This is a genomic window from Blastopirellula sp. SH421 (assembly GCF_057808535.1).
Genome location: NZ_CM173712.1, coordinates 3,535,615 through 3,552,319, shown reverse-complemented (window position 1 = coordinate 3,552,319; position 16,705 = coordinate 3,535,615). Strand labels below are relative to the sequence as shown.

Genomic DNA, 16,705 nt, shown 5'->3' with positions numbered 1-16,705 from the left:
TTGGGACAGAGCCTGCGCGCGGAAACAGAAAGAAATCAAACGTGAACTCGCGGGGTCGCTATAAAGCGTGAGAGCGACTTGCAGGCGAGCGAGTTCGCCGCGGCGCAGCAGGAGCGCGCACATCAAGAGATGATGTCATCGTAGGGATCCTCAAAATCGCCTCCATCCCCGAAGGCGTATGACAAAACTGCACGCAAGAAGCCGATTGGGCTACGAGCGAACAGGCGGTTGGCAGGTCTTCGGACTTCCAGACTGAGCCCGGCGAGTTGCCGGACGGTTCCTACTTGCCGCTGCTTTCCAATCCAACGAGGATCAGTGCTTACCGACGGCGTTCGTTTCTGGTTACCGCAGCGGGGGCTGTCCCGGACTTTCACCGGTGTTCCCTCTTTCGACGCTCCATTTATGAAGCGAACCAATCACGCCGCCAAACTATCCTAAGAACGCAGGCCGCGTCAACTAGCAGTCGACCACTCCGCCGACGAAGGTCCCAAAATCCCCGCAAGCCCAAGCAACCCAATCGCCAATAAAACCGCTGCCACCGATAAACCCTGACACAGTAGAAGGTTACAACAGCCGAAAAATTGAAAATAGCGGGCCAATAAGCAAGCCCAGCCCCTTTACGCATCGCAGCGGTGCGGCTAAACTTTGTGATCTGCCGCAGGAGACAATCGTCTGCCGCAGCAGAAGATGCGGATGTAGCTCAGCTGGATAGAGCGTCGGTCTACGAAACCGAAGGTCGCAGGTTCGAACCCTGCCATCCGCACTTGCAAAAAGCCGTTAGCTTGTAAGAGCTTGCGGCTTTTTTTATTGCTGGATTGAATGACGCTGATGCTTTGGGCGGCGTTATGCCTGGGAGGCTCGTTGGGTGGCGTATTCTGCCAAGACGCGCTTGAGAATTTCTGGCTGGATCGGTTTGGAGAGGTAATCGTCCATCCCGGCTGCAAGGCATTTCTCGCGGACTCCAGAGACTGTGTGAGCCGTCATGGCCACAATCGGCGTGTGCATTAAGTTCTGAGCTTGCTCCCAGTCCCGAATGGCGCTGGTTGCCTGGGTTCCGTCCATTTCGGGCATTTCCAGATCCATCAGCACGATATCAAAACTTCCGCCCTTGAAAGCATCAAAAGCTTCGCGGCCTGTCTCGGCCACTTCGCAAGAATGACCAAAGGCTTCTAGGATTCCGACAGCAACTTCTTGGTTTACAGCGGCATCATCCGCTAACAAGATATGAAGCGGACGGGTGAGCTTGTCACTAGGTTCCTTGGTCGCGACAACGTCAAACGCTCGCTTGCCGAGGAGCTCTGATGCTGCGTGAAGCAGATCCGTTGCCGAAGCGGGCTTACCTAGCGTTGACTGCACCGTCCAATCGATATGACTTGGCAAGCCCGTCGCCGGCATCAAAATCAAATGAGGAATTTTTTGGAGCAGACTGGCCTGAGGACCGCTAACCAAGGATTCCAACCGCTTTGAATGGACTTCCCAATCAATGATCAGCAGGGTGTCTGATCGCTGAGAATTTGCGTGTATCCTGTCGATGGCCTCCGGGAGGTCTTGTAGCGAAAGCAGATCACATTCGGCGCCTGCATTGATCAGGACCTCTTGGTAAATTTCATGGAATGTCGACTGGTCCGAAGCGATCAAAATCTGGCAGCCAGTTAACGGCTCAGTCGCAGCTGTCGGGAGATTGGAAATTGACTCTTGTAGTGGAATTGTAAAGTGGAAAGTACTTCCCTGATTCAACTCGCTTTCCACCCAAATCTGGCCCTGCATCAGTGCGACAATCTGGGATGAAATCGAAAGTCCGAGACCTGTGCCGCCGTATCGTCTGGTTGTCGAGCTATCGCTTTGTTCGAAGGATTCAAAAATGGAGGACTGCTTGTTCTTCGCAATACCTGGCCCCGTATCTCGAACGGCGATATGAAGTTGATCTCCATGCATCGCAGGTTCGAGAAAACAGTTTACAAATACTTCTCCATTTTCGGTGAACTTAATCGCATTGCCAACGAGATTGACAATCACCTGTCGCAATCGGCAAGGATCACAGATGACCTCAACAGGGACTTCTGGTGCGATTCGGTACAACAATTCGATTCCCTTGTTGGCGGCGTTAACCGCCAGCAATCTCACCGCTGCGCCGATTGTCGCATGCGGATCCATCGGGATCATTTCAAGTTCCATCTTGTTTGCTTCAATCTTGGAGATGTCCAAAATGTCATTCAGCAGATGGAGCAGGGCGTCGCCTGATTGATTGATAATGGTCAAGCAGTTTTTTTGCTGCGAAGTGAGATCGGTCCGGAGGGCGAGTTCGGCCATGCCGAGAATTCCGTTGAGCGGCGTCCGAATCTCGTGGCTCATCGTGGCCAGAAATCGACTCTTCGCTTCGTTCGCTGTTTCGGCTGCGACTTTCGCGATCCGTAGCTCCTCTTCGGTCAATCGCAATTCCTTCGCAATCCGTTCCAATTCTTCATTCGAGCAAGCCAATTCGGCGGCGCGAGATTCAGCGGCCGCGGTTCGTTCGGCGACGCGTTGTTCGAGAGTGAAGTTTAACTGAGTAAGCTCCAAAAATCCTTGCGCGTTTTCCAACGCAGCGCCGGCGATGGTTCCGACGAAGTCTGCGAGACGCTCTTCGTCGGAGCCAAATAACCCAACCACCTGAGAATGCGTTACGCACAAACAAGCATTCAAGCGATTGCGAACAAAAATGGGAATGTAAATCGCAGACTGCTGACCGAGCCCATTTCGAAGAGAATCGGTGTCGGCTCTCCCTTCGACAAAGGCCATGGCACGGCCTGCATTCGCGGTTAAACGTAAATTGCTTTCGTCAAAATCGATGTCCGTTGGCCCCAAAACGATGCGCGGAGGAGCTGCTTCGTCTTCTTCATCAAATTCCAGTAACAGACATTTCTCACCACGCAGCAGTCGAGCAGCTCCGGCACACGCCTCTTCGTATACTTTTTCGGTGGTTAATGCGGATGCGATACGTCTGCCTGCATGCAAGACCGTTTCAAATCGATCGACAAGGGATAACGTCCCAAACTCTCCATTTTGAGAGTTGCGTAGATCCTCGTCATCTGCCGTTAATTGATCGAGTAAGGATTGTGCTTGCTGCTGATCTTGAACAGCGTCATGCCAAGCGGAGGAAAGGCCGACTTGTCCACGATGGCTCAGCGTCAACGCTTGTTCGTAAACCATTTCCAAACGTCGAGCCACGCGCAAACTATAATTGAAATATCGACGAGCCTTCCGCACGTTTCCTCGCATCGCGGCGATCATTGCAATTTCCCGGGCGGCCCTGGGCAAGTCATTTGGACACGAGCTTGCTTGGCGGATCGCCAAGCAAGCCGTGCGATCTGCTTTTTCCAACCACGCTTTTTTCTGGAAGGGAGCATACGCCGGAACGCTTTCGGCCTGCATGCGATAGGCGGTTGCTAGCCAAGCCATAGCAGGTTGGGTGTAGGCGTTTTGGATACCCGCCGATTTGGCCTTCTGTATCGCTTTTTCTAATGACTTGACGGCTTTGTCCAAATTTCCCTGATAGATATGCAAAACACCGACCGCAAACAGCAATTGCGTCTGGCCCTGCGTATCCTGCCGTTTCCTGGCCATTTCGGTTTCAATCACGACATCCGGCAAATCTCCCAGAGCAGCTCGGACCCAGACGTCCAGGTTAATACCAGAGGCTTGCTCGTCCCCTAGTTCAATTCCGGAACGATGGTTCGCATGGGCCTCAGCAAGAGCTCCTTTGAAGTCACCCAGGTGATACAAGGATGCAGCGACTTGATAGCGGGCGATATGAACCTGCCAATAGTCGCCAGAGCGTTCCAGCAAACGGACGGCTTCGCGTCCCTTTTCGACGCACTCGCGATATCTGCCGGCAGCATAGAGCGCGCAACTGTAATAATTGAGCGATTGCCCTTGTCCCCAAATATCATTGAACTGGCGGCGCATTTCGAGCGAGCGTTGGGCGTATCGAAAGGCGCGCTTAAACATTGGTAGCAAGCAAGCCACCGGCGCATGCTCGGAGTAAGCATGCGCCAGTTCGGGACTGGGATCGAACTGCTCTGCTAGATTTAAACCGCGCAGATGAGCGGACAGGCATTGAATTTTACTGCGACAGTAATAGCAGCCATGAGCCAATAAGCCGAACAATCGAATGGCAAGTCGTTCCGATTCGCTGGGGGGGCGTCTCAGGCGATGCAACATGAGGCTCGGCAGCCAAGTATGAATGACTTGGCGCAACGCTTCCCAGATCAAGAGCAAAATGGTGAGCGTGCTGTTTCGCGGGACATAGCGTCCCAGCGTTCGCAGCGCCGTTTCAAAACCGTTGGTGGCGCTTTCCATGTCGCCTCGTTTGAAACTGAGTTCCGCCAGTTTGCTTTGGATCTGCGCTCGCGCGAAAGCCCCCTCCGCTAACTCCGCCGCCTCCTCGAATTGCGGCGCCGCTTCGGTGTAATGCCCGCGCAGCATCAAAGAGTCGCCTAATCCCTCCGCGATCCGAAAACGAATAGCATTCGGTTGGTGCAAAGCGCCTCGTCGAGCAATCCGAAATTGCTGTTCCGCGACAGCCAGCGAAAACTGCCGACGAGCTTGTTCTGCTGCTTGCAATGCGAAATGGAGGGCTTCCTCGACGGCGCCTGCCTGATCGAGATGAAAAGCGATATCCGAAACGCGGCTCGGCGTGTATTGCTGAAAATGCTCTGCGGTCCGAAGATGCAGATCTGATTGTTGGAACGGTGTAAGTCGATTTAGTAAAGCCGTACGTATCTGATCATGAATGAAGACAAATTGACCACCATCGGCCCGTTCCCAAATCAAGCAGCGATCACGCGCATGCGCCAGAGCTCGCACCGCTTCGGAAATCGTCATTTGCGTCAAGTGAGTGGCGACATCCAGATTAAATTCCTTACCGACTACAGCGCCAACCGTAAGCAGATGAATCGTCACTGACGGCAGCAAGTCAATGCGCCGAGCTAGAATCGACGCCGCTTCACGCGAAGATTGCAGATCTTCCATCGCGTGGGGAATGACGCTCCAGCCCTCTTTGGCAACCACCAGCGCTTCTGATTCGACCAACCCGCGGAGAACTGCCGACGCCATGAATGGGCTTCCGCCAGCAAGTCGCGTCACTACCTCCACCGCTGCAGAAGGGAGACTGCCGGCCATCGACTCGGCGAGTTGTTTGATTTGTTCCGGGCCGAGCGGTTTGAGTTGAATGTGGGGACATTTGCCGATATGTCGCAACGAATGTCCCTCGGCGACTTCCTCAGATCGGAACGATACGATTAGCGAGCTAAATCTATCTTCCTGATGGGGTTGAGCTTGCCACCGACGGATCAGATTGAATGTGAGCTCATCCGCCCACTGACAATCGTCGAGGATAATGATTGCGGGTCGCTCTTCGCTTCCCAACGCATTCAGAAATCGAATCAGTGACTCAATGGTCCGATTCTCGCCAAAGGCCGCTGGCGACCGATGATTGCCTTGCTCCGAGTCCAATACGCTGCCTAGGCTAGGAAGCGCTGAGATAAGTTCGCTAGTCAGGTCGGCAACTTGCTGGCTCATGTGGCGAACTAGGTCGCGGTCGTTTTGAGCGAGAGAAAGAAAGCTATCGACAATCCCTTCTAACATCCGAAATGGACGTTGCCCGACATGCGTTGTCGCGATTCCTCGCAGCACCCAGAGCCCGTCACTTCTGGCCTGTTTAGCGGACTCTACCAGTAGTCGACTCTTGCCGCTGCCTGAATCCCCTTCGACAAGCAGGACGTCGCCTTGTCCCAGGTGTGTAGCGGTTACGAAGTCCTTAACCAGCGACAATTCATCGTCCCGTGCAACGAAGGCGGGTTCTGTCAAAGTACAGCGCCGATCACTGGCCCCAATCGTTACATGCGCGCCGCTAGAATCGCTCGACAGCGCATCCTCGATCGCCAACAAATCTGCGACGACGGCGCTAGCCAACTGATAGCGATCATGTGGGTTCTTACGCAACAATCGCTGCACCAGTTCGTCAAGCTCGCGTGGAACCTCTGCGTTGAGGCTCGGCAATTCGGCAACAGGCGCCGTCAAATGTTCAAAGAGAATTGCGCCAGCGTTTTGCCCTTGAAAAGGCAAGCTGCCCGCCAGGCAACGGAATAGCACGATACCCGCTGCGTAAAGATCAGAAGGGGGACCGACGTCCGTATCGATCGATCCGGCTTCCTCTGGCGACATATACGAAACGATTTCGCACTCCCGCTCGCCGAAGAGTTGATCGGGATGAAAACGCTTCACGGTTCCAAAGCCCGCCAGACTGACGGCTCGAAATTGCGTTGACGAATCCAAGCTAGTGTGCAGGAAAATATTTGACGGCGTGATGTCTCGGTGAAGCGCACCCCGCCGATGGATCGCGTCAAGCGCGGTGAACAAATTCTTACCGAGAAGAATTGTCTCGGAGATTGACATTCGTGTCTGTGCGAGACGTCGCCGTAGGGAGATGCCCTCCGTCCACGGCATCACGACATGCAACATGCCATCGGCATGCAGGTGATGCAGCACAGGCGTCAGATGTTCGTTGTCGTGCGTCTTGCGGACGTCCGCTTCAAATTCGAGGCGAGCTCGCGTTCCCCGAGAAAGTGAATTGGTCTCAATCGTCTTGATCACGACGCGATTACCAGAGGCGCGATCGCTACCCAGGAGCGTTCTCACCAGCGGCGAGTCTCGGTGGGACGCAGAGATCTCGTAGCGAGCCTCGATTTCGGCCGCTACTGCGCGTGTTGTATCCAACGTATTGAAGGCCTCGTCGGCTTCACAAACCACCATGATCTTTTGCGGATCACCTCTTGAAGCCGGAATGCGCCAATGACTTTCCAACCCTCGCCAGTCTTCTCTAGCAAGGTGGTCGAAAAAATTGTGTTCCTAGGGGTCGAATGCAGCGCGAGTAGCTTTCCAACTCACGTAATTCAACCATAGCTCTTCCCTAAGCTGTCGCCGATTTGCGACAGCTGTTCAGCGCATTTCGCGCAATAAGATGTAGCGAAAACGGCGGCTTGGCAGTTAAAGCTGTTTATTCGCCCCCCCCGATGCTGAAAACCTGTGATTTTGGGTTGATTTATCGCAACATCCACTACAGATTAAACGCCACCGATTTACGTGTTGCCTTTTCACCACATTGATGTTTCTTTTCTTCAACACAAATCACTTTAGGTGTAGTCATGAATCCACTGTCTACCGAGTTGACCACTTCAATACTGCCAGCAGTTCAACAATTTTTTTCTCAAGATGTAGAAGCATTTAAGCAGTCGCTGATGCAGCTCGAGTCTGAGATCGACGAGAACGCGACGCCGCAATTAAACGACGAATTTCATCTGCGCGTACGTGAAGCGTTCGCTCAGTCGCAGGCAGCTTGCCGTAGCTTTGAAAAAAGTCATGCTGAAGATCCTGAATTGATCAAAGAAGTTCAGGCCCGTTTTCGTGCAGAGACCGAACCCTGGTTTCGTCAAAGTTGGTTTGCGAATCGAGCTCGCACCAAGCCGAGCGGCTTTTCAGGCGACTACGCAATGCTGCTCAAGCTGTATGAAGAGTCGACGCCGGCGCGCGGTATCGGCGGATATCTTGATCTATGCCTTTCCGAGTTGCCGCTCTCCCAAGCGGTGCGAGGACGGATGAAGCTGGCGCGAAAATTTCTGTTGGATGAAATTAAGTCCCGCAGCGGTCATGTGCGGATCTTGGACATCGCTTGTGGACCTTGCCGAGAATACTTGGAGTGGCCTGCTTTTAGCGATCAAAGCGTCGAAGTCGTGACTATGGATAACGACCCTGTGGCGCTGGAATATGTAGAATCGCAAGTCGCCGCTCATCTTCCAGCCTCCACGAAAATGAAGCCGGTCCGATACAATGCGTTGCGAACGAGAAACTCGGAAGCCACGAAAAAACATTTTGGAAGCTTCGACATCATTTACAGCGTGGGATTGGCCGACTATCTGACGGATGACCATCTCACCGGCATTTTTAGCGGTTTGGGAGAAACGTTGAATGAAGGGGGCGCGCTCGTTATCGCGTTTAAAGATACAGAGCAGTACGACGAAACCCCTTATCAATGGCACCTGGATTGGTTCTTCTACCAACGCACCGTGGAAGACGTGCTGAAGGTGTATGATCTGGCTGGTTTCAATACGGATAAAATGGAGCTGACTCGCGACGAATCAGGCATCATCACCAACTTCCTCAGCCGTCGTTCGCCCGACATGATCCGCCGCATCGACCCGGCTCAAGCTCCGGCAAGAGGACGCCAGAGACGAGCGGCTGCAGTTTCTGCAGAGACATTAGATTCAACGCAGGAAAACTAACCTGGTGCAATCCAGATTTTAAAGAGTCAAATATTTCAACGGCGACCCGGACAGGTTCTCGGTCGCCAGAGAGTCGCTTAGCCGCTGCTGAATTTCGATAAACTGTTCTTCGCAATGGAGAAATGCGTCGACGATGTCAGGATCGAAATGCGATCCGCGTCCCTCGACAATAATATTTCGCGCCGCCTCGTGACTAAACGCTTCTTTGTAGACACGCGCAGTTGTTAATGCATCGTAGACGTCTGCAACCGCTACGATGCGGCCGCAAAGCGGAATCTCTTCACCTGCGAGACCATATGGATAGCCGCTGCCATCATATTTTTCGTGATGCGAGCCTGCGATATCGCGTCCGAAGCGCAAGTACTCGGCGCCTGGCTGTTCTTTGAGAGCTGCATTGAGCGTGTTGTACCCAATCAGCGCGTGCAGCTTCATGATTTCAAATTCTTCCGGCGTTAACCGACCTGGTTTGAGCAGCACGTTGTCGGGAATCCCGACCTTACCAATATCATGCAGCGGGCTGGTCAAATAGATCGCTCGCACAAAATCAGGATCGACCACTTCCGCATACTTGGGAAGCGCCGACAGTCGCTCGGCGAGCAGTCGTGAATACTCTCGGATGCGTTCGAGATGCTCTCCAGTTTCTGGATCTCTTGACTCGGCAAGTTTCGCCAAAGCAAAGATGATCACGTTGCGGCTTTCCAGCGAGACGATTCGATTGGCGGCTCGCAGACGAACGTAGAGTTCTTCGGGATCGAACGGCTTACTGATAAAATCGTCGGCCCCTGCTTGCAAGCCGACCACATTGTGCCGGCGATCCAGGGAGGTAAGCAGGATGAAGTAGACGTACCCGCTCAAAGAGCGTTGTCGCACGCGCCGACAAAGTTCGACTCCAGACATGCCAGGCATTTGCCAATCCGATAACACGATCCGAAAATCGCCCTGGCAAATCATCTCCAGCGCTTCTTGGCCATCGCGCGCAGTCGCCGTCGCAATTCCCATCGCGCCAAGCACATCGCTTAACATTCCTAAGCAGGCTGGATCATCATCAACGAGTAATACAGGGGCTTGCTCGTCATTATCTTCAATATTCATTAGCCGTCCTCTTCCAGGCGCTGCGAAATAAGTTCGCTGAGTCGACGGCACTCTTCTCGAATCCCCTCCACGCAGGCGTCTATTTCTTCCGCATTACTGTCTGCTTTATTTTCAAGCTCGATAGCACAGCTAGAGAGACGATCCGCCGAAACGGTCAGCGACGCTCCTTTGATGCGATGGGCTATTCGTGAGATTTCTTCACTGTCAGACGCGCCGGCGGCTTGCTCTAAATGGATCAGATCCTTGCTCAGCGAATCATTAAACCGCATCAACGCCTTCTCGATGAGATCGATACGGCCCAAGCACCGATTGCTCAACGCTTCCCAATTGAGAGACGCTTCCGCCGGTATTGTGGGTGTCGATTGCGAGTCCATGAATCGCCTCCTAGAAGTGCGAATGATCGAAGAGCGCTCTGTCACTGTGGACAAAAAAGATTATTCCACTGAAAGATAGGTTGCATTCGTAAGGTGGTCAAAGCTATCCACCAGATGCCGACAATAAGCGGAAAACCGCATTTAACGGGGGGCTTCTAGTACCTAACTCGAATCCCCAGCGCCAGCGAATGGGCGCTGATCTCGTTGGTCAACGTATCGTTGGGTCCAAATGGAGGGGATGGTAGTCCCCCTGTTAGACTGTTGTTGATCAGATAAACGTAAGCCAATGTTAGATCGACTCCGTGCGTTAGCAGACAAGATGCGCCAACGGCGACGTTCTGTTGCTGAATCAAAGGATTCGCAACATTCGCGAAGGCAGCGTCGCTTTGAATGGGGTTTTGGTTGAAATTGAAACCGCTTCGCAGCTGCCACATCTCATTCAACTGATACTGGACCCCGAACGCGCCGGCGGCAATGCTCCGCCATCCCATCGCGTCAAATCCGGCAGTATTGGCATAATCGAAATATCGAACATCAGCCGCAAAAACCCATTTTTCCCAGCCATAGTACGCAACGCCGCCAGACAGGATCATCGGATAATCGAGATCAAATGTGACAACTCCTGAGGGGGTAAAAAAACGAAACTCTTCAAACCATTGAGGGCTTTTGATGGATAACCCAGTACGCCATCCATTCTGGCACGCATAGTAAAGTCCTGCTTGAACTCCTCCGCCCCAGTGAACGCGATTACCGGATCCTTGCGTCATGCCGGGGGTGATTGTCGAAGGCCCCAACGGATCAAACATGATCCGTCCGGTCGACAATGTCGGTGAGACGCCAAAGGATAATTGGTCGGTAATCGCATAAGAAATTGTAGGAGTGAACTGCATGATTTCGGCATCCGCAAACAACGGCCCATTCGCCAAGATCAAGTTGTTGGGGTCCGTTGGAAGGTTGTTCCGAAATCCGGCGATACCACACACGCCCAAGCCAAGCGTCACCGGCGTCCCTTCGAGCTTTTGCACCCAGCCGACAGAAGGGATCATACAAACGCCAGCTTCACCGCTGGTCGAATGACTGACGCCGCCGATGTTGGTCGTTAGATCCACATCCGCCAGCAGGCCCTCCATTCCAAACGAAACTTCGGACTGCTCCAGCCAACTGATCGAAGCAGGATTCCAATGCAGTGCTCCAATCGAATCGAGAGGCGCTGCGGTTCCTGCTCCTCCCATGGATCGATTGATGGGCCCGACTCCTGTGACCGTCAGTCCCTGGCAAAGACCGATTGCAGTGCTGCCGAAGATGGCTGCAAGCAATGCTATTGCCTGCACTACGAATAGCTTGGTAGTTGAAGCCATTGTTCTAAGCTTTGAAAAGAAAGCGGTGAGATGTAAGTCACATTGGAGCTAAGCATGGTTTGCCATCGACTCAACTCACACTACTTTCCCACTTTTTTCACTCCCACCTGCCTAATCTAACATCGGCCTGAGATCGCTCTTCAACTTCAGCGACAAGAGGCCTTAGGCGTGATTTTCTGAAGGGAAAATTGAGTTGAGCGGCAAACTCCCGTCGCGTCTGTGGGGGGCCAATCACCAAAAGCCGCGCCGCTCCAGTCTGGGCAGTTCACGCCGAATTAGGTTGGTTGAGAATCCAGAATCGGCAGTTTTGTGGACCGAAGTTGTAACGGCGGAGTCGCGAGAAAAACTTTCAGACCGTGAAAGGACAATCTCTATCTGGGACGAAAACTGTGGCGAATGGTGGAGGCGGATTGGCGTCATCCTTCACGCTCGTCAATAACCAGATCGTCAGACCTTGGATGCGCGAAAAATGAGCGCCTCGCCCAAGCTGGATCAATGGCTATTTTCCTCAGACAATAAATGCCACCAGTCGACTGAAAATTCGCTCGACCAGATGGGACGTCCTGGGAAGCTCAAAGCAATTTGAGAAATCTCACGTCGCTGTATGACGCCTCAGCTGGCTCAAATCTTGCTGAACAAATGCACAAGTCGCAAGAAAGCTTCGCCCAGCGGAGCGGCAGCGATAATTACAGGCGGTTATGCAGAGATTTATGGAACCCCTGTTCTGATTTTTTCGTCATTTCTGATCTCCTCTAATTTTCTTCGCTGACAGCAAGTTTTATGGAGACGTCCAATACAAAACTATTTACCATAGCTAGGCGGCGTGGCGTCGCGAGGGTAAGTTTCGACCCTCTGTTTTTTCCAAATTGTCCGCGGAAAAAACGACAAGCTACTTCGCCGTTGCAAAAGCTAATCCCAAATCACCCGCTTATTAGGAAACCGATACGATGGGACTATTGGACTCACTTTTTGGAAGCATGGAAGGTTCCTCCAAACTCACGCCGCAAGAATCATTTGCGGGCATTTTGATGGGCGCGAGTGGATGCGACGGACACATCGCGGACGATGAAGTCAACGGCTTAGTTACCTGCTTGGTGCGGATGAAACTGTTCCAGCGATACGATGGCCGTCAGTTCGGAAAAACGTTAAACAAACTGCATGGCTTTATGAAGAAGAAGGGGGTAGACGCGTTGATCGACGCTTGCTCCGAAACCCTTCCCCAAGATTTGAAACGAGCGGCTTTCGCCAATGCATGCGATATCGTGTTGGCAGACGGTGTGGTCGAACAGGATGAAAAGGCGTTTATGGAACGCCTGCGTGACAAGTTGCAAATTGAACCGAAAATCGCCAAGACGATTGCCGAAGTGATGGTTATCAAAAACAAAGGGTAATCTGCTCGCAAACAAGGCTGCACAATATCGATCCCCAAACCTTCCACGATTTGGAAAATCTCATGTCACTCTTCGATGATATCTTGGACGACTCATCCTTCACTCCTGAACAATTCGGTCCGCAAGAAGGCTTCGCCGGCACGCTCTTGGCCGCTTCGGCATGCGACGGTCATATCGCCGATGAAGAAGTTGGCGCCCTTATTACCACGCTGGCGCGCATGAAGATGTATCAAAATATTCCGCCGCACAAATTCAACTCGATGATGGATCGCCTGTTAGGTGTACTGAAGCGCGGCGGTCCTGAAAAGCTAATCTCTGTCGCAATCCCGGCCATCCCTCCAGAACTGCGCGAAACGGCCTTTGCGAATGCATGCGACATCGTGCTGGCCGATGGCGTGGTCGAAGCGGATGAGAAGGCGTTTATCGACGACCTCATGATCAAGCTCGAAATGGATTCGCAGCGAGCCAAAACGATCGTCCAGGTAATGGTCTTCAAGAATCAGGGCTAACTCGCCGACTCTGTCCCGATTCGGCTCATTTCGGTTTGGGAAACGACTGGTCGAATTTAAACTGGGACGGTCGATGAGATAAGCGAGTTTCTTAACAAAGGCGTACGGTCAAACCTTCGTTTTCATAGCAGCCACCGGCTTTTTCAGCCGGTGGCTGCCATGCAGATTTGCCAATCAGCACTCTCAATTTGTCGCTCTTCAGTCCAGAATGGTCATGGGGCGAACCCGGCAACCAAACTGGGTCGCTTGGCCATGCACGCGCAATCGTGGTCGCTTTTGGGAAGCTGACGTCGAATCCTCCATTCTGTCCGGATCGCATTACCAATCCCTCGCGAACTCGGGCGTGCGCGAGGTCGAGATTGATAACACGGGTTCGCAGTCGGGCTGGCATGCGACGCACGGCCCATGCTCTGTTCTAAAGTCCAATTTGCTCCGCAATGGATTGAGAGCTTAAGGATGTAGGCGAACAGATCTTAGAAGACCGCATTCTTGAAGTTGCGCCGCGCGCAAACTCCGCGCAATAGGTTCGTCAATCGGTCGACTTGCGATTCTTGGCGGAGAGTTCATGGTGAATTTGCTCGAGGATTTCGGCCGCACCCTGATGTGACGCCGATGCCGCGATGGTCCCACGCCGGTCTTGCACCAGTTGCAGGATTGCTGGGCTTGCTGATCGAGGCGCAAAACAACGTTCTGCGCTGGCGAGAAGCGTCGCATCGTACATTTCGTCATCCGCGGCGGCGAAATGGACGTCTCTAACCCCAAGCTGATTCAGCCCTGAGATTTTGCAGAGGGGGGATGGATAGAGGAATGTCTTGTGACGCTCGCGATGCGAAATCCATCCGCTGGTTGAATCATGCAGCGCAGCGAGTTGTCGAACAAGCGGCAGCGTATCTGTTTCGGCGGAGGCGACGCAACAAATCATTTGTTCATATCCGGCCACAAGCTCCCAATTGGGATATTTCAGGGCGATCGCTTCTAGCAATTGGAGTCGTCCTGCAAATTGCTGGGGTGGAGCAAAAATGTCAGCACGCTGCACGAGTCCACCCTCCAGCACAAAACCGGCGAAGCGGATCTGCGGGAGTGCACGAACTAATCCTGCTACGCTTGCTGCATTGCGCGCTGTTGCGATGTATAAATTGCTGAGTTCTCCGATCCGCTTCAGCCAATGGGCAGTTTCGGCTGAAATATAACTGCATCGCGATCGGCCAGGGATTGCGATTTCGGCCGTTTCGGCAAATACGATCGTGCCATCTAGATCGACCACACAGTTCATTAGTTTTCCTGAAGCCGCAGAGTACAAGCAACCTGTGTGCTAAGAACCGCTAATTCTTTGACTAAAAACTTTTGTGCAACGTTTTGGCTATCAGCCAATTCAAGAAGCAGTTCAAAACGCTCGCGTGCTGATTGCTGAGAACACGCGAATAACAGTTCATCTGGATTAGAATTGATCAATGCTCGACAAACTTCGTTGCTATGGACTCGCAGTTGCGTCTCCATTTTTGGGGAGGTCGGACTTTTGTCAAGCTTCTTGAATGATTGCCTTTGCAGAGTCGTCATTTTTTCAGCCGGGCAGGAATCCGACCAAGCCTGGATCCATGTAGGCTGCAACAAATCTGCGGAGAACTGATACGCTGCAAAACACTGCCCAGGCTCGCGAGTAAATGTGCGCGAAAAACCAAGGGTTGTTGGTCCGGTGAAGCAGGCGGATGGGGACAGAATGTCCTCTTGCGTGCCCTGGAAGGTTGCCTGGCCCCATGGATCACTGAGTACCGCAAGTGGTCCGGCGCCGAGTTGCAAAAGTTCGCGGGCAACGCCCCCTTTGCCCGTCCATCCGTCCACAAAAATGATCTGACGAGTAGGATAGTCGGCTCGAATGTTCGCGAAGGATACCTGATCAATCCCGTGCCCGAGGAACAAGGAAGTTGCGACGCCGATGCTGCCGGGTAGCATGCGCGTTAACCAATCCACGACCGGTACGCCTGCTCGTAAGATCGCGACGAAAAGAAGCTCGGCAGGATCATAAGAATCGGCAATATTCATCGCCAAATTTACCGCAGCAGTGCGGATTGGATCTTCGCTTTTCAAAGCTCTGGATAGACGCGCGCCAAGGGAGCTGTTCAGCATGGGCTCTGGCGATGGAGTAGCCCAGAAAGCCTGATTGCCGGTGTAGCCAACGGTGCGATTTCGGAAACGGCCATCCGCAATATAGGGATCCACTTCTTCGATCCGCTCGGCGTAGATCGTTTGGTTCCACCACTCGACACAAAAGCGATCAGGCATGTTCATCCCAGATCTGTTTAGGCTCATCTTCAAGAGCATTGTAAATGTAGTAGCAGTCTTCCCAGGATTGACGCGAGAAAATGTATTCGCCATCGATCACCCAAGGGCTCAATGTAATGTGCTGCAAGCACTGCAGATCTCCGCGGAGCAGGGAAGGGAGCGCCGCAGCAATGGATTCGCCAACGGCAAAGTGCCGAGCGACCTGGTCCACAATATTAGTAAAACCGAGTTGCTGGTGCTGTAGACACGACGAATCAGCTGGCCGCAAGATTCCCTGAAAAGTCACATTCCAGCCGCGAAGTCGGCAGATTTCACCAAAGCGTTTTTGGTCGGTTGCTGCGCGAGCGTCAAGCAAGGTGAAGACGCGGCATCTGCGAATGTTGCTTGAATCGTAAATGCATTCCAGCAGATTCGCAATTGTGCTTCCCGTCGTAACTTCATCCTCGACAATCCAAAGCTCTTGCCCCACCTGATCTAGCAACTGGCGAGGGAGATAGTGCTCTGGTGCGTGGGAGTGAGATTCGTGAAAACTCAACCCGCCTGTATCGGTGCGACTGCTGCAGCACCACACTGAATCGATTCCAGCAGCTTCACACGCCTTCTGCATCGCAAAGGAAGGAACAATTCCCGATTCGGTAAGTCCCAGCACCGTACAAAATGGAGGGTGAACGTGTCTGTCGCTTCTGGGGTGAAATTCATGACCGGTTATCTCACTCAGCTGACTTTGACCAATTATCGCACCGAAGCAAGTGATCAAGTCCTGTAAGTGAAGAACGCTGATCGGTCCGAGTTTAGCGAGATGTTCAAAAGTGATGGCGTGCGTTCGATTAGGGTTCGCATCACGCTGCACGATCTTGGTCCCATGCGCAATTCGCTCGGCTGCTTTCCTGCTCGACGCTGTTCTTAATAATGGATGGATTGAGAACATCGTTTGTTGAGTCGTTTTTCAGGACAACCAAGGGAGCAGGGAATCACTTGTGCAGATCAGTAAGGCATCCGTACCGAAGTGAGTCATGCTCAAGTCTAGAGATGACGATGTCAAGCATTCGAGGATTTGGACGACGAAATAACAAGAATGTTAATCCGCAAGGCGCCAGATTGCTATCGCTGCGCTCACGGACGAGAATTTCGCCAGAAAACCCGCTTAGGATTCAAGACTCGCAAAGGGTATCATAAATCGGCCATCGATTAAATAAGGTTTCGCTCCCCAGAGTCAAACGGTTGACGTTTGCGGTTGATGCAGAGAACGTGATCCTCGGATTTGCGTCACACGCATCTAGATCTCGTTTTCATGCATTTCCAGGACTCGCTAGGTCTTGCGATCGGAAAATTTAGAAATGCATTGTCGATGCAGCCAGCAACCGCGCTGGTGGCTGCTGAATC

General features: G+C 52.7%; 10 protein-coding genes, 1 tRNA gene and 1 riboswitch. Of the genes, 4 read left to right on the top strand and 7 right to left on the bottom strand.

Going from position 1 to position 16,705, the window contains the following annotated elements:
- Window positions 1-214 precede the first annotated feature (214 nt).
- Window positions 215-432, bottom strand: a riboswitch (cobalamin riboswitch).
- 257 nt (window positions 433-689) lie between these two features.
- Window positions 690-763 (top strand) — tRNA-Arg (locus SH421x_RS14625).
- 80 nt (window positions 764-843) lie between these two features.
- Here SH421x_RS14625 and SH421x_RS14620 read toward each other — a convergent pair.
- Window positions 844-6,792, bottom strand: coding sequence for an ATP-binding protein (locus SH421x_RS14620; RefSeq protein ID WP_488850006.1), 5,949 nt, complete (start codon window positions 6,790-6,792; stop codon window positions 844-846).
- A 392-nt stretch (window positions 6,793-7,184) separates the two neighbouring features.
- Between SH421x_RS14620 and SH421x_RS14615 the strand changes: the two genes are divergently transcribed.
- A complete protein-coding gene (locus SH421x_RS14615; protein WP_488850004.1) occupies window positions 7,185-8,318 on the top strand; it encodes an SAM-dependent methyltransferase in 1,134 nt (377 codons plus the stop codon).
- An 18-nt stretch (window positions 8,319-8,336) separates the two neighbouring features.
- Here the strand turns inward: SH421x_RS14615 and SH421x_RS14610 are convergent, their stop codons facing one another.
- The 3 genes from SH421x_RS14610 to SH421x_RS14600 all read right to left on the bottom strand — a co-directional run bounded on the left by SH421x_RS14610 (window position 8,337) and on the right by SH421x_RS14600 (window position 11,142).
- Entirely contained in the window at window positions 8,337-9,410 is a 1,074-nt protein-coding gene (locus SH421x_RS14610; RefSeq protein ID WP_488850002.1) for an HD-GYP domain-containing protein, read from the bottom strand.
- Window positions 9,410-9,712, bottom strand: coding sequence for an Hpt domain-containing protein (locus SH421x_RS14605; RefSeq protein WP_488850000.1), 303 nt, complete (start codon window positions 9,710-9,712; stop codon window positions 9,410-9,412). Before SH421x_RS14605 ends, SH421x_RS14610 begins: the two co-directional genes overlap by 1 nt.
- 227 nt (window positions 9,713-9,939) lie before the next feature.
- Entirely contained in the window at window positions 9,940-11,142 is a 1,203-nt protein-coding gene (locus SH421x_RS14600; RefSeq protein ID WP_488849998.1) for an OmpP1/FadL family transporter, read from the bottom strand.
- 947 nt (window positions 11,143-12,089) lie between these two features.
- On the opposite strand from SH421x_RS14600, the gene SH421x_RS14595 reads away from it, so the two are divergent.
- Entirely contained in the window at window positions 12,090-12,533 is a 444-nt protein-coding gene (locus SH421x_RS14595; RefSeq protein ID WP_488849995.1) for a tellurite resistance TerB family protein, read from the top strand.
- Between the two features lie 62 nt (window positions 12,534-12,595).
- Window positions 12,596-13,042: a tellurite resistance TerB family protein gene (locus SH421x_RS14590; RefSeq protein ID WP_488849993.1), complete on the top strand. Its 447-nt coding sequence runs from the start codon at window positions 12,596-12,598 to the stop codon at window positions 13,040-13,042.
- Window positions 13,043-13,571: 529 nt separating this feature from the next.
- On the opposite strand, the gene SH421x_RS14585 is transcribed toward SH421x_RS14590, so the two are convergent.
- From SH421x_RS14585 to SH421x_RS14575, 3 genes are read right to left on the bottom strand one after another with little or no spacing between them, the layout of a single operon-like run.
- A complete protein-coding gene (locus SH421x_RS14585; protein WP_488849991.1) occupies window positions 13,572-14,315 on the bottom strand; it encodes a hypothetical protein in 744 nt (247 codons plus the stop codon).
- Window positions 14,315-15,328 (bottom strand): cysteine protease StiP domain-containing protein, encoded by a 1,014-nt coding sequence (locus SH421x_RS14580; protein ID WP_488849989.1) that lies wholly within the window; start codon window positions 15,326-15,328, stop codon window positions 14,315-14,317. Before SH421x_RS14580 ends, SH421x_RS14585 begins: the two co-directional genes overlap by 1 nt.
- Complete coding sequence (locus SH421x_RS14575) at window positions 15,315-16,250, bottom strand: phosphoribosyltransferase domain-containing protein (protein WP_488849987.1); 936 nt, start codon at window positions 16,248-16,250, stop codon at window positions 15,315-15,317. The genes SH421x_RS14580 and SH421x_RS14575 overlap by 14 nt, the downstream gene beginning before the upstream one ends.
- Window positions 16,251-16,705 lie beyond the last annotated feature (455 nt).